This window comes from Enterobacter cloacae complex sp. P2B, assembly GCF_014895985.1.
Lineage (GTDB): Bacteria > Pseudomonadota > Gammaproteobacteria > Enterobacterales > Enterobacteriaceae > Enterobacter > Enterobacter bugandensis.
In genome coordinates this window covers 63827-89763 of record NZ_JADBQQ010000021.1, presented here as the reverse complement: position 1 = coordinate 89763, position 25937 = coordinate 63827, and the positions used below count along the sequence as shown (strand labels likewise).

The window sequence follows — 25937 nt, the reverse complement described above, 5'->3', positions numbered from 1 at the left end:
GCATTCGTAGGCCCGGTAAGCGCAGCGCCTCCGGGCAAAACATCACAGCACCGAAGGTAGCAGTCCTACAAGGTGTCCCTCTTCCAGAAGCTGCATCGCCTTATCAATATCCGGCGCGAAGAAGCGGTCGTCATCGTAATGCGTGACGTGCTCGCGCAGCACATGGCGCGCCTGCTCCAGCAGCGGGCTGGATTTAAGCCCTTCGCGCAGATCGATACCCTGACACGCCGCCAGCCACTCCACCGCCAGCACGCCGCGGGTGTTGGAGGCCATCTCCCACAGACGACGCCCGGCCGCCGGGGCCATCGACACGTGATCTTCCTGGTTCGCCGAGGTTGGCAGGCTGTCCACGCTGTGCGGGTGCGACAGCGCTTTGTTCTCGCTTGCCAGCGCTGCGGCCGTCACCTGAGCGATCATAAAGCCTGAGTTAACCCCGCCGTTACGCACCAGGAACGGTGGCAGTTGGGACATGTGTTTATCCATCATCAGCGCGATACGGCGCTCGGACAACGCGCCGACTTCGGCAATCGCCAGCGCGATATTGTCCGCCGCCATCGCCACCGGCTCGGCGTGGAAGTTGCCCCCGGAGACCACCTCGTTTTCCTCGGCGAATACCAGCGGGTTGTCGGAGACCGCATTGGCCTCCACCAGCAGCACCTCTGCCGCCTGGCGCAGCTGCGTCAGGCACGCGCCCATCACCTGCGGCTGACAGCGCAGAGAATACGGATCCTGCACCTTCTCGCAGTTATGGTGTGAATCCGCAATCTCACTCGTGTCGGTAAGCACGTGGCGGTACATGGCGGCGGCATCAATCTGCCCGCGCTGGCCGCGCACCGCGTGAATACGCGCGTCAAACGGACGACGCGAGCCGAGCACAGCCTCGGTGGTCAGCGCACCGCACACCACCGCCGAGGCAAAGAGATCTTCCGCTTCAAACAGGCCGCGCAGCGCAAAGGCCGTCGACGCCTGCGTGCCGTTGAGCAGCGCCAGCCCCTCTTTTGCCGCGAGGGTGACTGGCGTTAAGCCGGCTTTTGCCAGCGCTTCTTTCGCAGGGAGCCACTCGCCCTGCCAGCGCGCTATGCCCTCACCCAGCAGCAGCAGCGACATGTGCGCCAGCGGGGCGAGATCGCCGGAGGCACCGACGGAACCTTTTGCCGGGATCCACGGATAGACTTCTGCATTCACCAGGGCCATCAGCGCCTGGATCACGCTCAGGCGAATGCCCGAGAAACCGCGCGCCAGGCTGTTGATTTTGAGCACCATCATCAGACGGACAATCTCATCATCCAGCGGCTGGCCGACGCCCGCCGCGTGCGACAGCACCAGCGAACGCTGTAAGTTTTCCAGATCGTGCGTGGCGATGCGGGTCTGCGCCAGCAGGCCAAAGCCGGTGTTAATCCCGTAGGCAGTGCGCCCTTCGGCAACAATCGCTTCTACGCAGGCGACGCTGTCGTTTATCGCGGCGTGGGCGCTTTCATCAAGTGAAAGGGTGACCGGCTGGCGCCAGACGTTACGCAGCTGTTTGAGCGTCAGCGAGCCGGGAGTGAGTGTTAACGCGTTCATGCATGCTTTCCTTGTGTGGCAGGGATCATCGGCAGGTTCAGTCCCTGCTCTTTGGCACAGTCAATGGCAATCTCGTAACCCGCATCCGCGTGACGCATCACGCCGGTTGCCGGGTCGTTGTGCAGCACACGGGCGATGCGCGCGGCCGCTTCATCGGTTCCATCACAGACGATGACCATCCCTGAGTGCTGGGAGAAGCCCATCCCGACGCCGCCGCCGTGGTGCAGCGAGACCCAGGTGGCGCCGCTGGCGGTATTCAGCAGGGCATTAAGCAATGGCCAGTCGGAGACCGCGTCAGATCCGTCGCGCATGGCTTCGGTTTCACGGTTTGGGCTGGCGACGGAGCCGGAGTCCAGATGGTCGCGGCCAATGACGATAGGCGCGGAGACTTCACCGCTGCGCACCATTTCGTTGAAGGCCAGACCCAGCTTTTGCCGCCACTCCAGCCCTACCCAGCAGATGCGCGCCGGCAAGCCCTGGAAGCTGATGCGTTCGCGAGCCATATCCAGCCAGTGGTGCAGGTGTTCGTCGTCTGCGACGATCTCCTTCACTTTAGCGTCAGTTTTGTAGATATCCTGCGGATCGCCGGACAAGGCCACCCAGCGGAACGGGCCGATGCCGCGGCAGAACAGCGGACGGATATAGGCAGGCACGAAGCCGGGGAAGTCGAAGGCGTTATTCACGCCCATCTCTTTCGCCATCTGGCGGATGTTGTTGCCGTAGTCAAAGGTTGGAATGCCCAACTGGCTGAAGGCCAGCATCGCGGAGACGTGTTCCGCCATCGAACGCTTAGCCGCCAGTACCGTGCCTTCAGGGTCGGTTTCCGCTTTTTGCTGGTAGTCTTCCCACGTCCAGCCTTTTGGCAGGTAACCGTGCAGCGGGTCATGGGCGCTGGTCTGGTCGGTAACGAGATCCGGACGCACGCCGCGGGCAACCAGCTCCGGCAGAATATCCGCCGCGTTGCCGCACAGGGCAATCGACACCGCTTTGCCTTCGGACGTGTATTTTTTGATGCGCGCCAGCGCGTCATCAAGATTCTCGGCCTGTTCGTCGACGTAGCGGGTACGCAGACGGAAATCAATGCGGCTCTGCTGGCATTCAATGTTCAGCGAGCACGCGCCGGCCAGCGTGGCGGCCAGCGGCTGCGCGCCACCCATCCCGCCCAGACCGGCGGTAAGCACCCAGCGGCCCTTCAGCGAGCCGTTATAGTGCTGGCGCCCCGCTTCCACGAAGGTTTCGTAGGTGCCCTGCACAATCCCCTGGCTGCCGATGTAGATCCAGCTCCCGGCGGTCATCTGGCCATACATCGCCAGCCCTTTCGCGTCCAGCTCGTTGAAGTGTTCCCAGGTGGCCCAGTGCGGCACGAGGTTAGAGTTGGCGATCAGCACGCGCGGCGCGTTCTTATGGGTTTTAAATACGCCAACCGGCTTGCCGGACTGCACCAGCAGGGTTTCGTCGTGTTCGAGTTCGGTCAGGGATTTTACAATTGCGTCATAGCATTCCCAGTTGCGTGCGGCACGGCCTATGCCGCCGTAGACCACCAGTTCGTGGGGATTTTCCGCCACCTCAGGATCAAGGTTGTTCATCAACATGCGCAGCGGGGCTTCGGTGAGCCAGCTTTTGGCAGTAAGCGTGGTGCCGCGCGCGGCGCGGACGTCCTGCTGGCGGTATTTACCTGACGACATTGTGTGCTCCTCATAAGGGACAGATGATGCATTTAGATATACTTGTATAGACAAGCACACACAAGGTCGGATTTAACAAAAAAGATACAATTTTGTTATATTGCGTTAGCGATCACGCTTATAAAACTTATGACATAAAGTGGCCCTGCAGCCGGTAACGGTTCCCCGGGAAAAGCAGTCGGGCGTGCGACACGATATGCGATGATGACCAGGTACGACGGCGGATCAGCAGGCACGGATCGTGTTCTTTAATGCGCAACAGCTCGCACTCCTGCGGCGTCGCGCGTACGGCCTCCACAATGTGCTCCCCTTCCGTGAGCGGTGCAACGAGCGAGAGATACGCGTGCGGCGTGGTGTGGGTGTAATCCTGGTTCAGGTATTCCGGTATCCGCTCTGCGTTGACGCAGCGATCTTCAATCTGCACCGGAATGTCGTTTTCAAAATGCACCATCACAGAGTGGAAGATGCGGCTACCCTCTTTGACATTTAGCTCAGCGGCCTGCTCGGCGCTGGCCTGGGTCTCTTCCAGCACCAACACTTCGCAGCGGTGCTGATGATTACGCGAGGTTATCTCATCGGCAATGCTGCGGATTTCAAACAGGGCAGATTGCCCTTTCGGTTCCGCCACAAACGTCCCCACGCCCTGCAGGCGCACCAGAAGTCCTTCGTCGGTGAGCTCGCGCAGCGCCCGGTTGACGGTCATCCGGCTAAAACCGAACTGCGCCACCAGCTCGGCCTCCGACGGAATGCGATCGTGCGGGCGCCAGACGCCGGTGGCGATTTTTTCGCTGATCGCCTGCTTCACCTTTTCATAGAAAGGCGCGGGCGGGCTCGGTTGCGGCAGGGGTGAGCGTGAAAACATCGTGACTCCTTTAATAGTGTTATGCCCACCAGTGAGCAATTTGCCAGGCCAGACGGGCGGCGAGCTTTGCGCCCTGTCCGTCCCGATCGTACTGTGGGTTAAACTCTACCAGATCGGCGGCCTGCAGCTTACCGCTGCGGCAGATTTGTTCAATAACCGGCATAAGATCCATTGCCGGGACGCCTAACGCCGCAGGGGCGGAAACGGCAGGCATTTCGCCCGCGGGCAGGACGTCCAGATCGATCGTCAGATAGACACGATCGGCCTGCGCCAGCACCTTTTCCAGCGCCGATAATGCCTCGCGTCTGAAATGAAGATCCTCCACCAGCGTGACGTTCAGGCGTTCGGCCTCATCCCACAGTGCCTGGGTGTTCGCCGCGCGGCTGACGCCAAAGCAGGCGTAGCGAAACTCGCGCCCGCATTCATCGCAGTATTGAGCCAGCTGACGAAACGGCGTACCGGACGTCGCCCGGTCGGCCTTGCGCAGGTCGAGATGCGCATCCAGGTTTATCACCGCCACGCGCTCGCCGGGGAACGCATCCAGAACACCCCGTCCATGCGCCCTGGCAGTTTCATGCCCGCCGCCAAACACCAGCGTGCGCATCCCGGACTGCTGGCAGGCCGTCACGGCATCGCTTAGCGCCCGCTGCGCGGGTTCAAGCTCATCGCCTTCAACGTACACCGAGCCCATATCCGTCAGCCGTTCGTGTCCCTGATGGCTTGCCATATTCGCCAGCGCTTTGCGCAGAATATCAGGGGCCTGCGCGGCGCCGGGCCTGCCCTGATTGCGTTTAACCCCTGCATCGCATTCAAAGCCTATCAGCGCGATGCCGGATGAAAGCGGCGTGAACAGCGCCTGCTGTTGTATCGTCTGGAAAATGCGCGTTGCATTGCTGGCCTCAGCGCTGTCGTCTCGCCCCTGCCAGACCGTTTCGGCGACGGGCCGCCATAACCTCATACTGCCTCCCCACGGAAAATACGCTGATACAGCGGATTGCGTCCCGGCTCGTAGACCATCTCTACCGGATGGTGAGCATCCCAGACGATAAAATCAGCGACAAACCCCGACTGCAGCTGCCCGTGCGTTGCGCCGCGGCCCAGCGCCTGCGCCGCATGCCGCGTGACGCCAGCCCAGGCCTCTTCGGGCGTCAGGCCAAACTGGACGCAGGCCATATTCATCGCCAGGTGCAGGCTGGCAAACGGGCTGGTGCCGGGGTTATAGTCGGTGGCGACGGCCAACGGCACACCACGTTTTCGGAGCTGATCAACCGGCGGACGCTGGCGCTCCTGCAGAAAATAGAACGCGCCGGGGAGCAATACCGCAACCGTACCGCTCTGCGCCATCGCCTGAACGCCCGCGTCGTCGAGATATTCGATATGATCGGCAGAGAGCCCTTTATACCGGCTGACCAGCGCCGCTCCGCCCTGATTCGACAGCTGCTCGACGTGCCCTTTCACCGGAATACCGAGCGCGGCGGCGGCCTGGAAGAGGCGCTCGGTTTGCGACGGGGTAAAGCCGACGTTTTCACAAAACACGTCTACTGCTTCATATAACTCTTTTTGCCACAGCGTGGGCAGGATCTGCACGCAAACCAGCGCGAGGTACGCATCCGGATCCTGTCGGTATTCCGGCGGAACCGCATGGGCCGCCAGCAGCGTTGGGCTGATATCGATCGGATTATCGAGGCTCAGCTGGCGGGCAACCTGCAGCATCTTCTCTTCGGCCTCGGCGTTGAGTCCGTATCCCGATTTGATTTCAACGGTCGTTACACCTTCATTCATCAGACGCTGGAGCCGCTGCTGCGCAAGTTTCAGCAGGGTTTCCAGGGAACTGCTGCGCGTTGCCGTCACGGTGGCGTTAATCCCGCCCCCCTGAGCGCTGATGGTCTGGTAAGAGACGCCGTTCAGACGCTGTTCCCACTCCGCCGCGCGGTCGCCGCCAAATACCAGATGGGTATGGCAGTCAATCAGGCCAGGCGTGACCAGACGTCCCTCAAGATCGATGACGTGACGGTGTCCGGAAGGAAGGTCAGATTCAGGAAGCACGCCAAGGATAGTTTGGCCGCGCACGACCAGCGCGTGCTGCTCTTTCAGGCCATAAGGCGCGGATGTATCGGGAACCATTGTTGCCAGGCGCGCATTTCGCCATATAACATCGTCAGGTTGAAGCTGCATGGGCATTCCACTTGTCATGGGTTGTATAGACATTTATTTGCATCCATCGTCTGCTGTCAACCGCCTTAAGGGAAAATGTTATTTATTTGTGATGACTTTCCCGTCACCTCCGGGCAAAAAATGCAACTTTTACCCTTTTTATCTTCCCGTTTCGCTCAACTTAGTATAAAAAAGCAGGCTATTTCGTCTATCCCGTAAAGACTTGCATACCCAGGAGCTTCACCTTGAACATTTCCAGGATTTCCCGTCTGGCGTTAGCGCTCGCCTTTGGCGTGACATTATCCGCATGCAGTTCTACACCACCGGATCAGCGTCCTTCTGAGCAGGTAGCGCCCGGTACCGCCTCCCGCCCGATTTTGTCCGCGGATGAAGCGAAGAATTTCGACCGCGCCCATTACTTCTCGGCGATGGATCCTAACGCCGCGCCGTGGACACCGTCTTCTATTAACCTGCCTAAACAGCCTGACTTCGTTGTTGGCCCGGCTGGCGCGCAGGGCGTAACGCATACCTCTATCCAGGCAGCGGTTGACGCGGCAATCACTAAACACAGCGCGTCTCGCCAGTACATCGCGATCCTGCCGGGTGAATACGAAGGCACCGTGTATGTTCCGGCGGCTCCTGGCAGCATTACGATTTACGGTCTGGGTGAAAAAGCCATCGACGTAAAAATTGGCCTGGCGATTGATTCCGAAATCGACAGCACCGCCTGGCGTCACCTGGTGAACCCGGCAGGCAAATATATGCCGGGCAAACCGGCGTGGTATATGTTTGATAACTGCCAGAGCAAGCGTTCCGCCACCGTTGGCGTGATGTGCTCAGCGGTATTTTGGTCTCAAAACAACGGTCTGCAGCTGCAGAACCTGACCATTCAGAATACCCTGGGTGACAGCGTGGATGCCGGTAACCATCAGGCCGTGGCGCTGCGTAGCGACGGCGATAAGGTGCAGATTAACAACGTCAATATTCTGGGCCGTCAGAACACCTTCTTCGTGACCAACAGCGGCGTACAGAACACGCTGCAGAACAACCGTCTGACCCGTACGCTGGTGACCAACAGCTACGTTGAAGGTGACGTGGATCTGGTGTCCGGTCGCGGCGCGGTGGTGTTTGATAACACCGATTTCCGCGTGGTGAATTCCCGTACCCAGCAGGAAGGCTATGTGTTTGCGCCGGCAACCCAGTCTAACCTGTTTTACGGCTTCCTGGCCGTGAACAGCCGCTTTAACGCGGCCGGTGACGGCGTGGCGCAGCTGGGCCGCTCCCTGGACGTGGACTCTGCCACCAACGGCCAGGTCGTTATCCGCGACAGCGTGATCAACGAAGGCTTTAACGTGGCGAAGCCGTGGGCTGATGCGGCTGTCTCCAAACGTCCGTTCTCCGGCAACACCGGTGCGGTGGACGATAAAGGAAACGTGCAGCGCAACCTGAACGACGCGAACTTCAACCGCATGTGGGAATACAACAACCGCGGTCTGGGCAGCAACGTGGTTGCTGAGCCGAAGCAGTAACGAGATGAGAGTAAAAGGGGGAGTTTAATCCCCCTTTTTACTGCGACTGAATGCGTCAGGCTCCAAACTTAAGATACGCATCCAATAGTTGCATAATCGCAACCATGAGTTGCAGGAACAGAATTGCCCATTCCACACCGCTCATACGCCACTCCTTTGGTATAGAGCACTTCTCCTCTGGTTTACCTTTCCGCTGCCTGTCACCAGAGGTGTGTTGGTTATGTTTTGATGTGCTCCGCAGTTTAGGCACCGTCAGCACCACCCGACAGCCAGGACTTAAAAAGGATCCTGAATTGCGGAACTGCAACACATCGAACCAACGCACAGAATGATATCAAATCACCACTGTACATAAAAACAGTTAAAACCAATTTAGGAATTTATAAAGCAAAAGCACTTAAGTGACTGATTATTATTTATATACTATTTACTGTTCATTCCGTGTTCTCCTTTGTTCGTTGACGATGAATTTACATCGCCTTGAGTCGACATTATGATGACCTTGTTGGTTACGTTTTGATGTGCTCACCCGGCTACCACCGGGCATAAAAAAACCTCGCATTCGCGAGGTTTTTTGTTTTAAGCCGCTTAGTGAGCGTTAACCACCACCCACATTGGCCCCTGACCTACCGCATAGCGTCCTTTCTCTTCCAGCAGACCCTGCTCGCCTTTGATTTCATACAGCGCGATGTGGTGGGATTTCTGCCCCGCCGCAATCAGGTATTTACCGCTGTGATCGATATTAAAGCCGCGCGGCTGGGTTTCCGTTGGCTGGAAGCCCTCAATAGCCAGCACGCTGCCATCTTCGGAGACGCTGAAGACGGTAATCAGGCTGGAGGTGCGGTCGCAGGCGTACAGATGACGACCATCCGGCGTGATGTGAATATCTGCCGCCCAGCGAGTGTCAGAGAAGTCAGACGGCATCATGTCCAGCGTCTGCACGCACTCAATCTGGCCGTTTGGATCTTTCAGCTCCCATACGTCCACCGAGCTGTTCAGTTCGTTAACGACGTAGGCATATTGCTGGTTCGGGTGGAATACCATATGGCGAGGACCTGCGCCCTCAACGGTGGTGACTTCAGCAGGATTCTGCGCCACCAGGTGACCATCGTCGCTCAGGGTGAACAGGCAGATACGATCCTGCTTCAGCGCAGGCACCCACAGCGTGCGGTTGTCCGGGGAGATATTCGCCGAATGGCAGCCTTCCAGCCCTTCCACCACGTCGACAGTTTCTACCGGAATACCATCGTCAAGACGGGTCACGCTGACGCAACCGGCATTGTAAGAACCGCTAAAAATGAAGCGGCCTTTACGATCGGTCGAGATGTGGGTTGGGCTGCCCGGCAGTGGCGCTTCAGCGGTGTAGGTCAGCGCGCCGTCGTCAGGAGAGATGCGGTAGGCCAGCACGCGAAACTCCGGGCGCACACCCACGTATAAGAAACGTTTATCCGGGCTGACGACCATCGGTTGCACCTGGCCCGGCACATCAACAACCTGAACCAGCGTGAGCGAACCTTCTGCATTCAAGCGCCAGACGTGGATCTGCTGACTTTCAGGACTGGCGGTATAAACGGTTTGTTTCATGAATACTCCTTTCCTCACTGCACGTGAAAGTGATTATTTTTAACGGTGAATGCTGAATTTTAGCCAGGAATTTTGCAGCGATTTACTCTCGGTGTAACATCCCCTGAGACCTAAAATTCAACATTAACCCGGAAGAACAAATGACCTCGCGTGTGATTGCACTGGATTTAGACGGAACATTACTTACCCCTCAGAAAACCCTGCTCCCCTCCTCCCTTGAAGCGCTTAAACGCGCGCAGGAAGTGGGATATCAACTCCTTATCGTAACGGGTCGACATCACGTTGCCATTCACCCTTTTTATCAGGCACTGGCGCTGGATACACCTGCAATTTGTTGTAATGGCACTTATTTGTATGATTATCAGGCAAAAAAGGTTTTAGCCTCCGACCCGCTGCCGGTTCCCCAGGCGCTGCAGCTGATTGATCTGCTGGATGAGCATAACGTTCACGGCCTGATGTATGTGGATAACGCGATGGTGTACGAGCGCCCAACCGGCCATGTGGTACGCACCAGCAACTGGGCGTTGTCCCTGCCAGAAGCGCAGCGTCCGGTCTTTACCCAGGTTTCCTCTCTGCGTCAGGCGGCCCAGGACGTTGAGGCTATCTGGAAGTTTGCCCTGACGGATGAAGACACCACCAAACTGAATACCTTCGCGAAACACGTCGAGGACACGCTGGGGCTGGAGTGCGAATGGTCCTGGCACGATCAGGTGGATATTGCCCGCAAAGGCAACAGCAAAGGCAAGCGTCTGACGCAGTACGTGGAATCGCAGGGCTGGTCAATGCAGGACGCGATCGCCTTCGGCGACAACTACAACGACATCAGCATGCTGGAAGCCGCCGGTACGGGCGTGGCGATGGGTAATGCGGACGACGCGGTAAAAGCGCGCGCTAACGTGGTGATTGGCGACAACACCACCGATAGCATCGCGCAGTACATTTATACCCACCTGCTGTAATCAGGCGGTGATCGAAACGCTCTTGATTTGCGCGTAAAGCCACAGGCCGGGCTTGATTGCTAACTCATCCCTGGCCCACGGGCTGATGCGCGCCCAGAGCGTCCTGCTGCCCACGTCGAGCTTCACCTCTACCTGCCCGTTATCATCAAAACATTCCGCCACCTTGGCGCGCAGAATATTTCGAATACTGGTTTGCAGCGGCGGCTGCAGCACCAGCGAGACGTCCGACGCCTGGATGCGGATCCGCAGCGCGGACTGCAACGGTTTGTCGATCTTATTGACCCAAAGATGCTGGTCGCCCAGCGCCAGGGCGGTCATCGCGTAGTGCGGATGATGCTCCAGAACGCTCACCTTCAGGATGCTGCTCTGCTGTTCCCTGGGTAACCAGGGGTGCATCACGCTACTGCCCCACACCTCTTCCAGGTTGCCGAAGGCCTTCACGCTGCCCTCTTCCAGCACCAGCACTTTGTCGGCCAGATGGAGGATCTCATCCAGCGAATGGCTGACGTAGAGCATCGGAATATTAATTTCGCGGGTCAGACGCTGCAGGTAAGGCAAAAGCTCGCGCTTGCGCGGTATATCCAGCGAGGCCAGCGGCTCGTCGAGCAGCAGCAGTTCGGGGGCGGTCAGCAACGCGCGGCCTATAGCCACACGCTGTTTCTCCCCGCCGGAGAGCGAGGACGGCAGCCTGTCGAGCAGGGGTTCAATGCCTAAAAGCGTCACCAGCTTATCAAACTGACCGGCCATGCTTTTCGCCATGCCGTAGCGCAGGTTGCCGCGCACGCTGTAGTGCGGGAACAAGCGCGCGTCCTGAAAAACATAGCCGATGCGGCGTTTATCCGGCGAAAGGTAAATCTTGTTCTCCACGTCATTCAGGACGCGGTTGTTCAGGACAATGCGCCCTGACTGCGGGCGCGTCAGGCCGCTGATGGCGTTAATCAGAGACGTTTTACCCGCGCCCGACACGCCGAAGACGGCGGTGATGCCGCTTGCAGGCAGCGTCTCGTTAAGCGTCAGAGTATGGTTACCCAGCGTCTGGGTGAAATTCAGTTCCAGCATCGTTATTTCCCCATCCGTTCGCGGCTTAGCCGTGCCAGCCATTCAGAAACCAGCAGCGAAACCAGGGCTAATACGATAGAGATGATGCACAGCCGCGCTGCGGCACTCTCTCCCCCTGGCGTCTGAATCAGGGTATACATGGCCGATGGGATGGTCCGCGTCTCGCCGGGAATGTTCGACACAAAGGTGATGGTCGCACCAAACTCGCCCAGCGAGCGGGCGAACGCCAGCACCGTCCCGACAATGATGCCCGGCAGCGTAAGCGGAAGCGTGATGGTAAAAAAGACGCGCCAGCGCCCGGCACCGAGCGTGCGGGCTGCCTGTTCGAGCTTCATATCCACGCCTTCCAGCGCGAGGCGGATCGCTCTGACCATCAGCGGGAATGACATCACCGCCGCCGCCAGTACCGCACCGCGCCAGCTAAAGGCAAAGGTGATTCCGAACCAGTCGTAGAGCTTTTCGCCGATAAAACCGCGTCGCCCCATCGAAATCAGCAGCAGATAACCGACCACCACGGGCGGTAAAACCAGGGGAAGATGAAGGACGCTGTCGAGCAGCGCTTTGCCGGGGAACCGACAGCGAACCAGTAGCCAGGCAAAAAAGATCCCAAAGGGCAAACTCAGCGCAACCGCCAGGGAAGAGACTTTAAGGCTCAGCAGAACAGCCTGCCATTCAGGATCGGTCAGTATCATCAGTGAGTCGTAAATCCATAACGTTTAAAGATTGCGGACGCCTCCGGCCCCTTCAGATAATCGCGGAAGGCCGTTACGGTCGCATTTTTATGTCCATCAACAATCGCCACAGGATATTCCACTTTCTTGTGGGAGTCTTCCGGGAAGGTGCCAACCACTTTTACACCCTTGCTGGCAACGGCATCGGAACCATACACAATGCCCAGCGGAGCTTCGTTACGCTCCACCAGCGCCAGCGCGCCGCGCACATCTTCCGCCGGGGCCAGTTTTGGTGACAGGGTCTCCCACGCGCCCAGCTTTTGCAGCGCTTCTTTGGCGTAAATCCCGGCCGGAACGTGTTCCGGGTCACCCACCGCCAGACGGCCACCGTTCAGCAGGCGGGTCCAGTTTGTCTCTTTATTGATGGTGATTTCACCCTGCGCGCTGGCCTTCGGTGCAACCACAACCAGGCTATTGCCCAGCAGCGTTTCGCGGGTCGCCGCATCAATCGATTTCTTCTCCACCGCGTAGTCCATCCACTTCTGGTCAGCAGAGATAAACAGATCTGCCGGAGCGCCCGCTTCTATCTGCCGTGCCAGCGTAGAGGAAGAGGCAAAAGAGGAGACTACCTCGACGTTTTTCTCTTTTTTATACGCCGCCGCAATATCCTGCAGCGCGTTGGTCAACGACGCTGCCGCAAAGACCGTGATTTTACCTTCGTCCGCCAGCGCGTGTCCGGTAAGTGAAAGCGTCAACGTTGCCCCTGCGAAAAGGCGTACCCATGAACGTGCCATCTGTAACTCCTGTGAGTATCGTTATATACATATTAATATAACGGTATCGTCAGGGAGATCCCAGCGGTAATTCGTACCGCTCAAGGGGTAACACGGTGTGTTACGTTAAATAATATCGGCGAAAGTAAGAAAAGCTTGAGAGCAAAACGCCCGGGCAAGCCGGGCGTTTTGTGGGAAATTAATGCTGCTTTTTCGCACGGTCTCTGTGACCGATATTCGAAAAGATGTTGAACACTTCACCCAGGCCGTAGATGGCACCGAGGATGATGGCCATCACTACTGGTACCATGATCACGGCGAATACCAGACTTTTCAACAACTCTAACATGGTTTTCTCCAGATTTTGTGAATGGGCTATTCTACCCTGAAAAGTAAGAAAAACATCCCCTTTTGTGCGGTGCCCTTTGCGCCCTGCACCATTTGGGTCACAATATTCTTTTTGCCAGGACACTGTTATGCAGGCCGAAATTCTTCTTACTCTCCGACTTCAGCAAAAGCTTTTCGCCGATCCCCGACGTATTGCCCTGCTTAAACAGATAGAACAAACCGGCTCAATTAGCCAGGGCGCTAAGAACGCCGGGATCAGCTATAAAAGCGCCTGGGATGCCATCAATGACATGAACACCCTGAGCGAGCATCCCCTGGTGGACAGAGCCACAGGGGGCAAAGGCGGTGGAGGTGCTGTTGTCACACGCTACGGCCTGCGCCTGATTCAGCTCTACGATCTCCTGGGCCAGATTCAGCAAAAAGCGTTCGATGTATTGAGTGACGACGACAACGTTCCGCTGGACAGCTTGCTGGCAGCCATTTCCCGCTTCTCGTTGCAGACCAGCGCCCGCAACCAGTGGTTTGGTACGGTGACGGCGCGCGATAATCTCCAGGTACAGCAGCATGTTGAGATCTTGCTTGCCGATGGTGTCACCCGTCTGAAAGCGGCGATAACGGCCCAGAGCGCAGAGCGGCTTGACCTGGATGAAGGTAAAGAGGTGCTGGTGTTGCTGAAAGCACCTTGGGTCAATATCACACGCGACCCGGACAAGGCAAAGGCGGCTGATAACCAGCTGCGGGGCACCATCAGCCATATCGAACGCGGCAAGGAGCAGTGCGAAGTGCTGATGCCCCTGGCAGACGGACAAGCGCTTTGCGCCACGGTCCCGCTCAGCGAGGCGAACGATTTAGAAGAAGGTGCTGTCGTCACCGCATATTTCAACGCGGACCGGGTGATTATCGCCACATTGTGCTGAGCGCATTGACAATCGTGACGACAGTGCGTATCCCTGATATCTATTGCTGCAAAAAATGGGATACATCATGTCATCATTGCATATTTCGCAAGGTGCGTTTCGTCTTAGCGATACCCGAACGCTGACGATTGCCGATCTGACAATACGCGCGGGTGAAAGCTGGGCGTTTGTCGGCACTAACGGCAGCGGTAAATCCGCGCTGGCCCGCGCGCTGGCCGGAGAGCTTACCCTTCTCAAAGGCGAATGCCGGAGCGATTTCACGCGCCTGACGCGCCTGTCCTTTGAACAGCTGCAGAAGCTGGTCAGCGACGAGTGGCAGCGCAACAATACCGATTTACTCAGTCCTGGCGAAGAAGATACCGGCCGCACGGCGGCGGAAATTATTCAGGATGAGGTGAAAGATCCCGCCCGCTGTCAGCATCTGGCGGAACAGTTTGGCATTTCCGCGCTGCTGAACCGGCGCTTTAAGTACCTCTCTACCGGCGAGACGCGGAAAACGTTGCTGTGCCAGGCGCTCATGAGCCAGCCGGAGCTGCTGATTCTGGATGAGCCCTTTGACGGGCTGGATGTCCACTCCCGCGCCCAGCTGGCTGCCCTGCTGGGCTCTCTGAATCAGGAAGGCTATACGATCGTACTGGTGCTGAACCGCTTTGATGAAATTCCTGACTTCGTGCAGAACGCGGGCGTGCTGGCAGACTGTAACCTGATCGAAACCGGAGAAAAATCCGCGCTGCTCCGACAGGCGCTGATTGCCCAGCTTGCGCACAGCGAAAAGCTGGCGGGCATTGCGCTGCCTGATCCCGACGCGCCGGCAGCACGCCACGGTCTCGATCCCCGGCAGCCGCTTATCGTCCTGCGCGATGGCGTAGTCTCCTATGACGAACGACCGATCCTGAATCACCTCAGTTGGACGGTTAATCCTGGCGAACACTGGCAGATTGTCGGTCCCAACGGCGCGGGGAAATCCACGCTACTGAGCCTGATAACCGGCGATCACCCGCAGGGCTACAGTAACGATCTGACGCTGTTTGGCCGCCGTCGCGGCAGCGGCGAAACCATCTGGGATATCAAAAAGCACATTGGCTACGTTAGCAGCAGCCTGCATCTGGATTACCGGGTCAGTACCACGGTACGCAACGTGATCCTTTCCGGCTATTTTGATTCCATCGGCATTTATCAGGCGGTGTCAGATAAACAGCACAAGCTGGCCCAGCAGTGGCTGGATATTCTGGGGATGGATAACCGGGTGGCTGACGCGCCGTTTCATAGCCTGTCGTGGGGGCAGCAGCGCCTGGCACTGATCGTTCGCGCGCTGGTAAAACACCCTACGCTCCTGATCCTCGACGAGCCGCTGCAGGGGCTGGATCCGCTTAACCGACAGCTGGTCCGCCGCTTTGTGGACGTGCTGATTAGCGAAGGTGAAACGCAGCTGCTGTTCGTTTCACACCATGCCGAAGATGCCCCCGCCTGCATCACCCACCGCCTCGAGTTCGTCGCGGACGGTGAGGGTTATCGCTACCTTCTCAGCAACGTAGATTAAACCGCGGAGGGCACCGCCCTCCTCTTTTCAGATAACTTGCATCAATACATCGCTATCTCTTTGATCTAGAATGCTCTACGTCATCGAAAAAGCGAGTGTGATAACGAGTGTAAACGATTCCACTATTTTATCCCATGTCACACTTTTTGCGTCTCTGTTATGCTATGGTTATTACATACCATAGGCCCAATGGAGCGAATTATGCGAGTTCTGGTAACAGGTGGTAGCGGTTACATCGGAAGTCATACCTGTGTGCAGCTGCTGCAAAATGGTCACGATGTGATCATCCTCGACAACCTGTGCAATAGTAAGCGCAGCGTGCTGCCGGTGATTGAACGTCTTGGCGGTAAACAGCCGACTTTCGTTGAAGGCGACATCCGCAACGAAGCGCTGATGACCGAGATCCTTCACGACCACGCCATCGAAGCGGTGATCCACTTCGCGGGGCTGAAAGCGGTCGGTGAATCCGTTGCGAAACCGCTTGAGTATTACGACAACAACGTCAACGGTACCCTGCGTCTGATCTCCGCCATGCGCGCGGCAAACGTCAAAAACTTTATCTTTAGCTCCTCCGCCACCGTCTATGGCGATCAGCCAAAAATTCCTTACGTTGAAAGCTTCCCGACCGGTACGCCGCAAAGCCCATACGGCAAAAGCAAGCTGATGGTAGAGCAGATCCTGACCGACCTGCAAAAAGCCCAGCCGGAGTGGAGCATCGCATTGCTGCGCTACTTCAACCCGGTCGGCGCCCATCCGTCTGGCGATATGGGTGAAGATCCGCAGGGTATCCCGAACAACCTGATGCCGTACATCGCCCAGGTGGCGGTAGGCCGTCGCGAGTCGCTGGCCATTTTTGGCAATGACTACCCGACCGAAGACGGCACCGGCGTGCGTGACTATATCCACGTGATGGATTTAGCAGACGGCCACGTTGCAGCCATGCAGCAGCTGGCTGACAAACCGGGCGTGCATATTTATAACCTCGGTGCCGGGGTCGGCAGCAGCGTGCTGGACGTGGTTAACGCCTTCAGCAAAGCCTGCGGTAAGCCGGTGAACTACCACTTCGCTCCGCGTCGTGATGGCGACCTGCCTGCTTACTGGGCCGATGCCACCAAGGCCGATAAAGAACTTAACTGGCGTGTCACCCGCACGCTTGATGAAATGGCACAGGATACCTGGCACTGGCAGTCACGCCACCCGCAGGGTTATCCGGACTAAGGATCCGTCATGACTTCGTTTAATCCCGTCGATCATCCGCATCGTCGTTTTAACCCGCTAAGCGGGCAATGGATTTTGGTCTCTCCGCATCGCGCCAAGCGTCCCTGGCAGGGGGCGCAGGAGACGCCTGCAAAACAGACCCTGCCGCAGCACGACCCGGATTGCTTCCTCTGTCCGGGCAACACGCGCGTGACCGGGGATAAAAACCCGGACTACAAAGGCACCTTCGTGTTTACCAACGATTTTGCCGCCCTGATGACCGACACCCCGGATGCCCCCGCGAGCCACGACCCGCTGATGCGCTGCGAAAGCGCGCGCGGTACCAGCCGCGTGATCTGCTTCTCGCCCGATCACAGCAAAACGCTGCCGGAGCTGAGCGTGGACGCGCTGAAAGAGGTGGTCAGCACCTGGCAGGCGCAAACCGCTGAGCTGGGGCAGAGCTATCCGTGGGTGCAGGTGTTCGAAAACAAAGGCGCGGCGATGGGCTGCTCTAACCCGCATCCGCACGGCCAGATCTGGGCGAACAGCTTCCTGCCCAACGAAGCCGAGCGTGAAGACCGTCTGCAGAAGGACTATTTCGCAGAAAACGGCTCACCCATGCTGGTGGACTACACCCAGCGCGAGCTGGCCGACGGCAGCCGTACCGTAGTGGAAACCGAACACTGGCTGGCGGTCGTGCCTTACTGGGCCGCCTGGCCGTTTGAGACGCTGCTGCTGCCGAAAGCGCACGTTCAGCGCATTACCGATCTCAGCGACGCGCAGCGCGACGACCTGGCGCTGGCGCTGAAAAAGCTGACCAGCCGTTACGACAACCTGTTCCAGTGCTCCTTCCCGTACTCCATGGGCTGGCACGGCGCGCCGTTTAACGGCGAAGATAATCAGCACTGGCAGCTGCACGCCCATTTCTATCCGCCGCTGCTGCGCTCTGCAACGGTGCGTAAATTTATGGTGGGCTATGAAATGCTGGCGGAAACCCAGCGTGACCTGACGGCGGAACAGGCGGCAGAGCGTCTGCGTGCCGTCAGCGACGTCCACTATCGCGAATCAGGAGTCTAAAAATGAGTCTGAAAGATAAAACACAATCCCTGTTTGCTGAGAAATTTGGCTACCCTGCCACCCACGTAATTCAGGCGCCTGGTCGCGTCAACCTGATCGGCGAGCACACCGACTACAACGACGGCTTCGTGCTGCCGTGCGCCATCGATTACCAGACGGTTATCAGCTGTGCGAAGCGCGACGACCGTAAAGTCCGCGTCATTGCGGCGGATTACGGTAATGAGACGGACGAGTTTTCCCTTGATGCCCCGATTGTGACGCACGACAGCCAGCAGTGGTCTAACTACGTGCGCGGCGTAGTGAAGCATCTGCAGAAGCGCAACAAGAATTTCGGCGGTGCCGATTTAGTCATCAGCGGCAACGTGCCGCAGGGTGCGGGCTTAAGCTCGTCGGCCTCGCTCGAAGTGGCCGTGGGAACCGTCTTCCAGCAACTGTATCATCTGCCGCTGGACGGGGCGCAAATTGCCCTGAACGGTCAGGAAGCGGAAAACCAGTTCGTGGGCTGCAACTGCGGCATTATGGACCAGCTGATCTCCGCGCTGGGCAAAAAAGAGCATGCGCTGCTGATCGACTGCCGCTCGCTTGGTACCAAAGCCGTTCCCCTGCCAAAAGGCGCGGCCGTCGTGATTATCAACAGTAACTTTAAACGCACGCTGGTGGGCAGCGAGTACAACACCCGCCGCGAACAGTGCGAAACCGGCGCGCGCTTCTTCCAGCAGCCTGCCCTGCGCGACGTGACGCTCGATGAATTTAACAAAGTGGCGCACGAGCTGGATCCTGTCGTCGCCAGACGCGTGCGTCACGTGCTGACCGAAAACGCCCGTACCGTTGAAGCCGCCTCCGCGCTGGCGAAAGGCGACCTGAAGCGCATGGGTGAGCTGATGGCGGAATCTCACGCCTCCATGCGCGATGATTTTGAAATCACCGTACCGCAGATCGACACCATGGTGGACATCGTCAAAGCGGTTATTGACGATAAAGGCGGCGTGCGCATGACGGGCGGCGGCTTTGGCGGCTGCATCGTCGCGCTGGTGCCGGAAGAGCTGGTCCCTGCCGTCCAGGACGCCGTGGCGAAGCAGTACGAAGCGCAAACGGGCATCAAAGAAACGTTCTATGTATGTAAAGCATCACAAGGAGCCGGACAGTGCTAAACGAAACACCTACCCTCGCACCGGATGGTCTGCCGTATCGCCTGTTAACCCTGCGCAACAGCGCGGGGATGGTGGTTACGCTGATGGACTGGGGTGCGACCCTGCTTTCTGCCCGCGTACCGATGCCGGACGGCAGCGTGCGCGAAACCCTGCTGGGCTGCGCCTCACCCGAGCAGTACGTTAATCAGTCTGCCTATCTGGGCGCGTCCGTCGGGCGCTATGCCAACCGCATCGCGAAAAGCCGTTTTGAGCTCGACGGCGTGCAGTACCCGCTGCTGCCAAGCCAGGGCGAGAACCAGCTTCACGGCGGTCCGGACGGGTTTGATAAACGCCGCTGGAAAATTGTTCGTCAAAACGACGGCGAAGTGCTGTTCTCGCTGGATTCGCTTGATGGCGATCAGGGCTTCCCGGGGAACCTTACCGCGTCCGCGCGCTTTACGCTGACGGACGACAACCGTATCGCTATTGAATACCGTGCGACGGTCGACAAGCCGTGTCCGGTTAACCTGACTAACCATGCCTACTTCAATCTCGACGGCAACCAGTGCGACGTGCGTAACCACAAGCTGCAGATCCTGGCGGACGCGTATCTGCCGGTTGACGAGATGGGCATTCCGTATCAGGGCCTGAAAGACGTGAGCGGGACCAGCTTTGACTTCCGCAGCGCGAAAGTTATCGCCCAGGATTTCCTGAGCGATGACGATCAGCGCAAGGTGAAAGGCTACGATCACGCGTTCCTGCTGCACGCCAAAGGTGATGTGAAGCAGCCTGCCGCACAGGTCTGGTCCAGCGATGAGAAACTGCAGATGACGGTGTATACCACCGCCCCAGCCCTGCAATTCTACTCGGGCAACTACCTCGGCGGCACGACGGCGCGCGAACACAATGAGTACAGCGACTGGCAAGGACTTGCGCTTGAGAGCGAGTTCCTGCCGGACAGCCCCAATCATCCTGAATGGCCGCAGCCGGACTGCGTGCTGCGCCCCGGTGAAGAGTACATTAGCGTGACGGAATACCATTTTATTCCGAAATGATTTCCAGCCCTCCCATCGGAGGGCTTTTTTCTGCGCGTCTTGCTGAAAATAGCGCCGATCGCTGACAAAATCCTAACCCTGGATTCACAAGCATCTTACACTCAGAGACTATTTTCGCTATGGTTAGGGTTAAGCGTTGCTGCTGGCACGGCCACAGCAATATAATGAGAATTGTTATCATTCTAAAAATGCTTGAGGAGTAAGAGATGGCTATTACTAAGCTGGTCCTGGTGCGTCACGGCGAAAGCCAGTGGAACAACGAAAACCGCTTTACCGGTTGGTACGACGTTGATCTGTCCGAGAAAGGCGTAAGCGAAGCAAAAGCAGCAGGTAAACTGCTGAAGGAAGAAGGCTTCAGCTTTGATTTTGCTTACACCTCTGTGCTGAAACGTGCCATCCACACCCTGTGGAACGTGCTGGACGAACTGGATCAGGCCTGGCTGCCGGTTGAGAAATCCTGGAAACTGAACGAGCGTCACTACGGTGCGCTGCAGGGTCTGAACAAAGCGGAAACCGCTGAGAAATACGGCGACGAGCAGGTTAAACAGTGGCGTCGCGGCTTCGCGGTCACCCCACCAGAGCTGACCAAAGATGACGAGCGCTATCCGGGCCACGACCCGCGCTACGCGAAACTGACCGATGCTGAGCTGCCAACTACCGAGAGCCTGGCGCTGACCATCGACCGCGTTGTGCCTTACTGGAACGAAACCATTCTGCCACGCCTGAAAAGCGGTGAGCGCGTGATCATCGCTGCTCACGGTAACTCCCTGCGCGCGCTGGTGAAATACCTGGACAACATGGGCGAAGACGAGATCCTCGAACTGAACATCCCAACTGGCGTACCGCTGGTATATGAGTTCGACGAAAACTTTAAGCCAATCAAACATTATTACCTGGGTAACGCGGACGAGATCGCAGCGAAAGCAGCGGCTGTCGCGAACCAGGGTAAAGCGAAGTAATTTTCGCCGGACGTAAAAAAAGCGCGGAGCCTTCCGCGCTTTTTTATTTGTGCGTGAGGACTCAGCCGCGGCGCGCTTTTACCGCATTCGCCAGCTGACGCAGGATGGCATCGGTATCGTCCCAGCCAATGCAGGCATCGGTGACGCTTTTGCCATACACCAGCGGCTCGCTGCCTTCCAGGTTCTGGTTACCTTCAACCAGATGGCTTTCGATCATCACCCCAATTACCGCCTTCTCACCGTTAGCGATCTGCTGACAGACGTCTGCCCCCACTTCCATCTGCTTTTTGAACTGCTTGCTGGAGTTGGCGTGGCTGAAGTCGATCATCACCTGCGGTGGCAGCCCGGCTTTTTCCAGCCCGGCCTTCACCTCTGCCACGTGTTTTGCACTGTAGTTTGGCTCTTTACCGCCGCGCAGAATGATATGGCAATCACCGTTACCGCTGGTGTTGACGATGGCGGAGTGACCCCATTTGGTCACGGACAGGAAGCAGTGCGGCGCACCCGCGGCGTTGATGGCATCGATAGCCACTTTGATGGTGCCATCAGTACCGTTTTTGAAGCCCACCGGACATGAGAGACCGGAAGCCAGCTCGCGATGAACCTGAGATTCAGTGGTACGGGCACCAATGGCGCCCCAGCTCATCAGGTCTGCCAGGTATTGTGGCGTAATCATATCCAGGAACTCGCCGGCAGCAGGCAGGCCGCTGTCGTTGATCTCCAGCAGCAGCTTGCGAGCAATGCGCAGGCCGTCGTTGATCTGGAAACTGTTATCCATGTGCGGATCGTTAATCAGCCCTTTCCAGCCCACGGTCGTGCGCGGTTTTTCAAAATAGACGCGCATGACGATTTCCAGCTCATCCTTTAACTCTTCACGCAGGGTGAGCAGACGAGCCGCATACTCTTTCGCAGCGGCAGGATCGTGAATGGAGCACGGGCCAATCACCACCAGAAGACGATCGTCATTACCTTTAAGGATCTTGTGGATCGCTTTACGAGCATGAGAAACCGTATTTGCGGCATTTTCAGTGGCGGGGAATTTCTCAAGGAGTGCTACAGGAGGTAATAACTCATTGATCTCTTTGATGCGTAAATCGTCGTTCTGATAATTCATCTTCTTTCCAGCTCTGCCATATCTTTAGTAATGAAAGCAATCCTTTCAATCTATCTTGTCGACCAGGAAGTGTAAACACGGTTTTACACTTCACGCAGATAATTCCTGGAATTCGCCTAAAAATCGCCACAAAATAGCGAAAAATGAGATCTAACCTAAGCTTTTTAACTGTAACAACCATTTTTAAACGCTTAAACGCGATTCCCTACTGACGTAAGTCCGTAAGGCGGAATCTTTCGCCTCTAAAAAGATGCACTGTTGGAGAATGTTATCCAGCGTAACGACAAGAACAGGAGCACCATCATGAAAATGACAAAACTGACTACCCTCTTCCTGACTGCCACACTCACCCTTGCCAGCGGCAGCGTCCTGGCCGCAGAAACGGGTGCTTCAGACAGCAACGGTGATGCCAATGCGGCGGCTGCGGCAGGCCAGGTTGCGCCTGATGCGAAACAGAATATCGCCCCGAATAATGTCGATAATAGTCAGATAAATAATGGAAACACCCACACCGACGGCACCATGAATCATGGCAACATGAGCTCGGATGAGGTTCACAAGAACTCTGTGTGCAAAGACGGCAAATGCCCGGATCCTAACGACAAGGTGGGTAATGACGCCAATACCAAAACCGATGGCACCACCCAGTAATTTGTAATGAACCGTCAGAAAAAGGAGAGCCCAGGCTCTCCTTTCTTTTTGGAGTAACCTATTAAAAACGCTACACTAAAAACAATAACACATCAGGAAAGCAGACATGGCGCACTCCCATTCCCACTCGCATTCACCCGGCAACGACAACGCTAAACGACTTATGCTCGCTTTTGGCGTCACGGCAACCTTTATGATTATCGAGGTCATTGGCGGCCTGGTTTCCGGCTCTCTGGCGCTTCTGGCTGATGCAGGACACATGCTGACCGATGCCGCCGCGCTGCTCTTCGCCCTGCTGGCCGTGCAGTTCGCGCGTCGTCCACCCAATGCGCGCCACACCTTCGGCTGGCTGAGGCTGACCACCCTTGCCGCGTTTGTTAACGCCATCGCGCTGGTGGTTATTACTGTTCTTATCGTCTGGGAGGCCGTACAGCGTTTCAGGCACCCGCAGCCCATCGCCGGGACGACAATGATGGTGATTGCCGTGGCGGGGCTGCTGGCAAATATTCTGGCGTTCTGGATTTTGCATCGCGGCAGCGGGGAAAAGAACCTCAACGTTCGCGCTGCGGCTCTGCATGTGCTGGGGGATTTGCTCGGCTCAGTCGGGGCGATTGTCGCCGCGCTGGTGATCCTCTATACCGGCTGGACGCCTGTCGACCCCATTCTCTCCGTGCTGGTATCGTGTCTGGTCTTGCGCAGCGCCTGGCGGCTGCTGAAGGAGAGCGTCAATGAACTGCTAGAAGGGGCGCCGGCATCAATGGACATTGACGAGCTGAAACGAAACCTGCGCCGTACTGTCCCGGAAGTGCGTAACGTTCATCACGTGCACGTCTGGCTGGTAGGCGAGAAGCCGGTCATGACGCTGCACGTCCAGGTCATCCCGCCCCACGACCACGACGCGCTGCTTGAACGCATCCAGCACTTTCTTGAACATCACTATGAGATAGGTCACGCCACCATCCAGATGGAGTATCAGCCCTGTAGCGGGCCGGACTGCCACCTTAACGAGGCGCAGCCCGACCATTCACATCATCACCACTAGCTTGAAAGCGCGTGTGAGCCACGCTCACGCGCGCTCTTGATCCACATCCGGCTGCCGTTCAGGGCAATGAAGGTCAGCAGCAGATACTCCAGCGACATGGCATAGACGCCCTGAAGGGCAAAAATCACCACGCTGATGACGTTGATGATGACCCACAGCAGCCAGTTCTCAACGTATTTACGGGTCATCAGCACCATCGCCGCGATCGACAGCACCATCATGCAGGAATCCCAGTACGGGAAGGCATCCGGCTGAAGCTCCGGCATCGTCACGTTGAGGCCAATAGCGGACATGACCGAAACGGCAACGCGGGTCAGGAACGCAAACACCGGGTTGATGTAGACGGTCATCAAACCAATTGCGACGACGCAGGCGACAAACCAGGCGATGGCTTTCGGTAAGGGCAGCCAGCGGATCTGCAGCTCAGCCTCCTGCTGGCTGTTCTGCCGGGACCAGGCGTACCAGCCGTAAATATTGGCAGCGAAGAAAAACAGCTGTAAAAGCAGGCTGGCGTACAGCTGGATCTGGAAGAAGATAATCGCAAACAGCGTGACGTTAATCAGCCCGAACGCGTAGTTGCTGATCTTCTCCAGGCTTGCCAGCCAGATACACAGCAACCCAGCCAGCGTGCCTACGGCTTCAATCCATGACAGGTCATAGCCACCTGCACCAATCGGTATATGAACCAGAATGTTTTGCGTGCTAAAAAAATCCATCTTTTCCCCAGGGCGTTTTTGAATTAAGTACGTAGTGTAGCCGCAAAATCCAGCATGCGGTTAAGCGGAATTAACGCACCTTCACGCAGAGCGGCATCCACATGAATTTCATGCGCTGCACCGCCTGTCTCGAGCCCTTCGGCAATGGCCTTCAGGCCGTTCATCGCCATCCACGGGCAATGCGCGCAGCTGCGGCACGTCGCGCCCTCACCTGCCGTTGGTGCTTCCAGCAGCTCTTTCTCCGGTACGGCCTGCTGCATCTTATAGAAGATACCGCGATCGGTCGCGACGATGAGCTGCTTGTTCGGCAGCGTCCTGGCCGCGTTGATAAGCTGGCTGGTTGAGCCAACCGCATCGGCCATATCAACAATCGACTGCGGTGATTCAGGGTGCACAAGAATGGCCGCGTCAGGATAAAGCGCCTTCATACGGGACAGCGCCTGGGTCTTGAATTCGTCGTGCACAATGCAGGCGCCCTGCCAGCAGAGAACGTCAGCGCCGGTCTGCTTCTGAACGTAATTGCCAAGATGGCGGTCCGGGGCCCAGATAATTTTCTCACCCAGGCTGTCCAGATGCTCAATCAGCTCAACGGCGATGCTCGACGTAACCACCCAGTCTGCGCGCGCTTTTACCGCCGCAGAGGTGTTGGCGTAAACGACCACGGTCCGGTCAGGATGGGCGTCGCAGAAGGCGTTGAATTCGTCAATCGGGCAGCCGAGATCGAGCGAACACTCCGCATTGAGCGTCGGCATCAGAATGGTTTTTTCCGGGCTGAGGATCTTTGCCGTTTCGCCCATAAAGCGCACGCCTGCAACCAGCAGCGTGGAAGCGGGATGTTTTGCACCGAAGCGGGCCATCTCCAGTGAATCAGAAATACAGCCCCCGGTCTCTTCCGCCAGCTGCTGGATTTCCGGATCGGTGTAGTAATGGGCAACCATCACCGCATCGCGCTCTTTGAGAAGCCGTTTGATCTTCTCGCGGTAGAATTGTTTTTCATCCTGGCTTAATGGCACAGGCTTTGGCGGAAACGGATAGATTGCGGCTTCAGGATCGAACATCACGCTCATTATGGCTTCTCGTTTTACTGGCTTAACAATATTGCCTTTCTTTTGCCTGACAAAGCAAAACGCAGGGCAATTGTGTTTTATATACTAAACAAGATAGCGAATCTGGAGTGAAAAGTCACCGGGAATAGATGGGCGGAGCATTTGTTGTACGGCAGATAGCAAAAAGGCGCCTTTAGGGCGCCTTTCTACACTGGTGGGTCGTGCAGGATGACTCGCTTCGCTCGCCCTTCGGGCCGTCGCCGTAAACGGCTCCGGTGCCTCACTACGTTCGGCTCGAACCTGCTG

At 57.3% G+C, this 25937-nt stretch carries 25 protein-coding genes; 11 read left to right on the top strand and 14 right to left on the bottom strand.

The window, feature by feature from the left end:
* Nucleotides 1–42 precede the first annotated feature (42 nt).
* From hutH to hutI, 5 genes are all read right to left on the bottom strand, one after another.
* Nucleotides 43–1563, bottom strand: a complete 1521-nt coding sequence (gene hutH / locus IM313_RS18560) for a histidine ammonia-lyase (RefSeq protein WP_192971387.1) — start codon at nt 1561–1563, stop codon at nt 43–45.
* Entirely contained in the window at nt 1560–3248 is a 1689-nt protein-coding gene (hutU, locus tag IM313_RS18555) for a urocanate hydratase (RefSeq protein ID WP_028012410.1), read from the bottom strand. Before hutU ends, hutH begins: the two co-directional genes overlap by 4 nt.
* Before the next feature lie 127 nt (nt 3249–3375).
* A complete protein-coding gene (locus IM313_RS18550) occupies nt 3376–4110 on the bottom strand; it encodes a histidine utilization repressor (protein ID WP_126326701.1) in 735 nt (244 codons plus the stop codon).
* Nucleotides 4111–4129: 19 nt separating this feature from the next.
* Nucleotides 4130–5068 (bottom strand): formimidoylglutamase, encoded by a 939-nt coding sequence (gene hutG / locus IM313_RS18545; RefSeq protein WP_192971388.1) that lies wholly within the window; start codon nt 5066–5068, stop codon nt 4130–4132.
* Complete coding sequence (gene hutI, locus IM313_RS18540; protein ID WP_226837395.1) at nt 5065–6285, bottom strand: imidazolonepropionase; 1221 nt, start codon at nt 6283–6285, stop codon at nt 5065–5067. Before hutI ends, hutG begins: the two co-directional genes overlap by 4 nt.
* Before the next feature lie 224 nt (nt 6286–6509).
* On the opposite strand from hutI, the gene IM313_RS18535 reads away from it, so the two are divergent.
* Nucleotides 6510–7793, top strand: a complete 1284-nt coding sequence (locus IM313_RS18535; protein ID WP_192971390.1) for a putative acyl-CoA thioester hydrolase — start codon at nt 6510–6512, stop codon at nt 7791–7793.
* Nucleotides 7794–7848: 55 nt separating this feature from the next.
* Here IM313_RS18535 and tisB read toward each other — a convergent pair whose 3' ends face one another.
* Nucleotides 7849–7938, bottom strand: a complete 90-nt coding sequence (tisB, locus tag IM313_RS18530; protein ID WP_023332440.1) for a type I toxin-antitoxin system toxin TisB — start codon at nt 7936–7938, stop codon at nt 7849–7851.
* A 443-nt stretch (nt 7939–8381) separates the two neighbouring features.
* Nucleotides 8382–9377, bottom strand: a complete 996-nt coding sequence (pgl, locus tag IM313_RS18525; RefSeq protein ID WP_041910746.1) for a 6-phosphogluconolactonase — start codon at nt 9375–9377, stop codon at nt 8382–8384.
* A gap of 140 nt (nt 9378–9517) precedes the next feature.
* Here pgl and IM313_RS18520 point away from each other — a divergent pair, with 140 nt between their 5' ends.
* Entirely contained in the window at nt 9518–10336 is an 819-nt protein-coding gene (locus tag IM313_RS18520) for a pyridoxal phosphatase (protein WP_041910747.1), read from the top strand.
* Here IM313_RS18520 and modC read toward each other — a convergent pair whose 3' ends face one another.
* From modC to IM313_RS18500, 4 genes are all read right to left on the bottom strand, one after another.
* The gene (gene modC, locus IM313_RS18515) at nt 10337–11395 is read right to left on the bottom strand and encodes a molybdenum ABC transporter ATP-binding protein ModC (RefSeq protein WP_028012403.1); all 1059 of its coding nucleotides are present in this window, start codon (nt 11393–11395) and stop codon (nt 10337–10339) included.
* A 2-nt stretch (nt 11396–11397) separates the two neighbouring features.
* Entirely contained in the window at nt 11398–12087 is a 690-nt protein-coding gene (gene modB, locus IM313_RS18510) for a molybdate ABC transporter permease subunit (RefSeq protein ID WP_041910749.1), read from the bottom strand.
* Nucleotides 12087–12860, bottom strand: coding sequence for a molybdate ABC transporter substrate-binding protein (gene modA / locus IM313_RS18505; RefSeq protein ID WP_041910750.1), 774 nt, complete (start codon nt 12858–12860; stop codon nt 12087–12089). Before modA ends, modB begins: the two co-directional genes overlap by 1 nt.
* A gap of 178 nt (nt 12861–13038) precedes the next feature.
* Nucleotides 13039–13188 (bottom strand): AcrZ family multidrug efflux pump-associated protein, encoded by a 150-nt coding sequence (locus IM313_RS18500; RefSeq protein ID WP_041910751.1) that lies wholly within the window; start codon nt 13186–13188, stop codon nt 13039–13041.
* 127 nt (nt 13189–13315) lie between these two features.
* Here IM313_RS18500 and modE point away from each other — a divergent pair, with 127 nt between their 5' ends.
* The 7 genes from modE to gpmA all read left to right on the top strand — a co-directional run bounded on the left by modE (nt 13316) and on the right by gpmA (nt 21062).
* Nucleotides 13316–14104 (top strand): molybdenum-dependent transcriptional regulator, encoded by a 789-nt coding sequence (gene modE / locus IM313_RS18495; protein ID WP_047367754.1) that lies wholly within the window; start codon nt 13316–13318, stop codon nt 14102–14104.
* A gap of 67 nt (nt 14105–14171) precedes the next feature.
* Nucleotides 14172–15644: a molybdate ABC transporter ATP-binding protein ModF gene (gene modF / locus IM313_RS18490; protein WP_192971391.1), complete on the top strand. Its 1473-nt coding sequence runs from the start codon at nt 14172–14174 to the stop codon at nt 15642–15644.
* Nucleotides 15645–15845: 201 nt separating this feature from the next.
* Complete coding sequence (gene galE / locus IM313_RS18485) at nt 15846–16862, top strand: UDP-glucose 4-epimerase GalE (RefSeq protein WP_041910754.1); 1017 nt, start codon at nt 15846–15848, stop codon at nt 16860–16862.
* 9 nt (nt 16863–16871) lie between these two features.
* Nucleotides 16872–17918, top strand: a complete 1047-nt coding sequence (galT, locus tag IM313_RS18480; RefSeq protein WP_045630843.1) for a galactose-1-phosphate uridylyltransferase — start codon at nt 16872–16874, stop codon at nt 17916–17918.
* 2 nt (nt 17919–17920) lie between these two features.
* Complete coding sequence (gene galK / locus IM313_RS18475) at nt 17921–19069, top strand: galactokinase (protein ID WP_192971392.1); 1149 nt, start codon at nt 17921–17923, stop codon at nt 19067–19069.
* Nucleotides 19063–20103 carry a galactose-1-epimerase gene (gene galM / locus IM313_RS18470; protein ID WP_059357964.1) on the top strand — a complete coding sequence of 347 codons (1041 nt, stop codon included), beginning with the start codon at nt 19063–19065 and terminating at the stop codon, nt 20101–20103. The genes galK and galM overlap by 7 nt, the downstream gene beginning before the upstream one ends.
* A gap of 206 nt (nt 20104–20309) precedes the next feature.
* On the top strand, nt 20310–21062 hold the full coding sequence (gene gpmA / locus IM313_RS18465; protein ID WP_008501111.1) for a 2,3-diphosphoglycerate-dependent phosphoglycerate mutase: 753 nt from the start codon (nt 20310–20312) through the stop codon (nt 21060–21062).
* A gap of 61 nt (nt 21063–21123) precedes the next feature.
* On the opposite strand, the gene aroG is transcribed toward gpmA, so the two are convergent.
* Complete coding sequence (gene aroG / locus IM313_RS18460) at nt 21124–22176, bottom strand: 3-deoxy-7-phosphoheptulonate synthase AroG (protein WP_028012394.1); 1053 nt, start codon at nt 22174–22176, stop codon at nt 21124–21126.
* A gap of 303 nt (nt 22177–22479) precedes the next feature.
* Here aroG and IM313_RS18455 point away from each other — a divergent pair, with 303 nt between their 5' ends.
* Nucleotides 22480–22827 carry a protein YbgS gene (locus tag IM313_RS18455; protein ID WP_126326711.1) on the top strand — a complete coding sequence of 116 codons (348 nt, stop codon included), beginning with the start codon at nt 22480–22482 and terminating at the stop codon, nt 22825–22827.
* A gap of 106 nt (nt 22828–22933) precedes the next feature.
* Complete coding sequence (gene zitB, locus IM313_RS18450; RefSeq protein ID WP_126326713.1) at nt 22934–23869, top strand: CDF family zinc transporter ZitB; 936 nt, start codon at nt 22934–22936, stop codon at nt 23867–23869.
* Here the strand turns inward: zitB and pnuC are convergent.
* Both pnuC and nadA read right to left on the bottom strand, forming a co-directional pair.
* Nucleotides 23866–24585 (bottom strand): nicotinamide riboside transporter PnuC, encoded by a 720-nt coding sequence (gene pnuC / locus IM313_RS18445; RefSeq protein ID WP_192971393.1) that lies wholly within the window; start codon nt 24583–24585, stop codon nt 23866–23868. The genes zitB and pnuC overlap by 4 nt on opposite strands.
* Nucleotides 24586–24608: 23 nt before the next feature.
* Nucleotides 24609–25652, bottom strand: a complete 1044-nt coding sequence (nadA, locus tag IM313_RS18440) for a quinolinate synthase NadA (protein WP_192971394.1) — start codon at nt 25650–25652, stop codon at nt 24609–24611.
* Between the last annotated feature and the right edge of the window lie 285 nt (nt 25653–25937).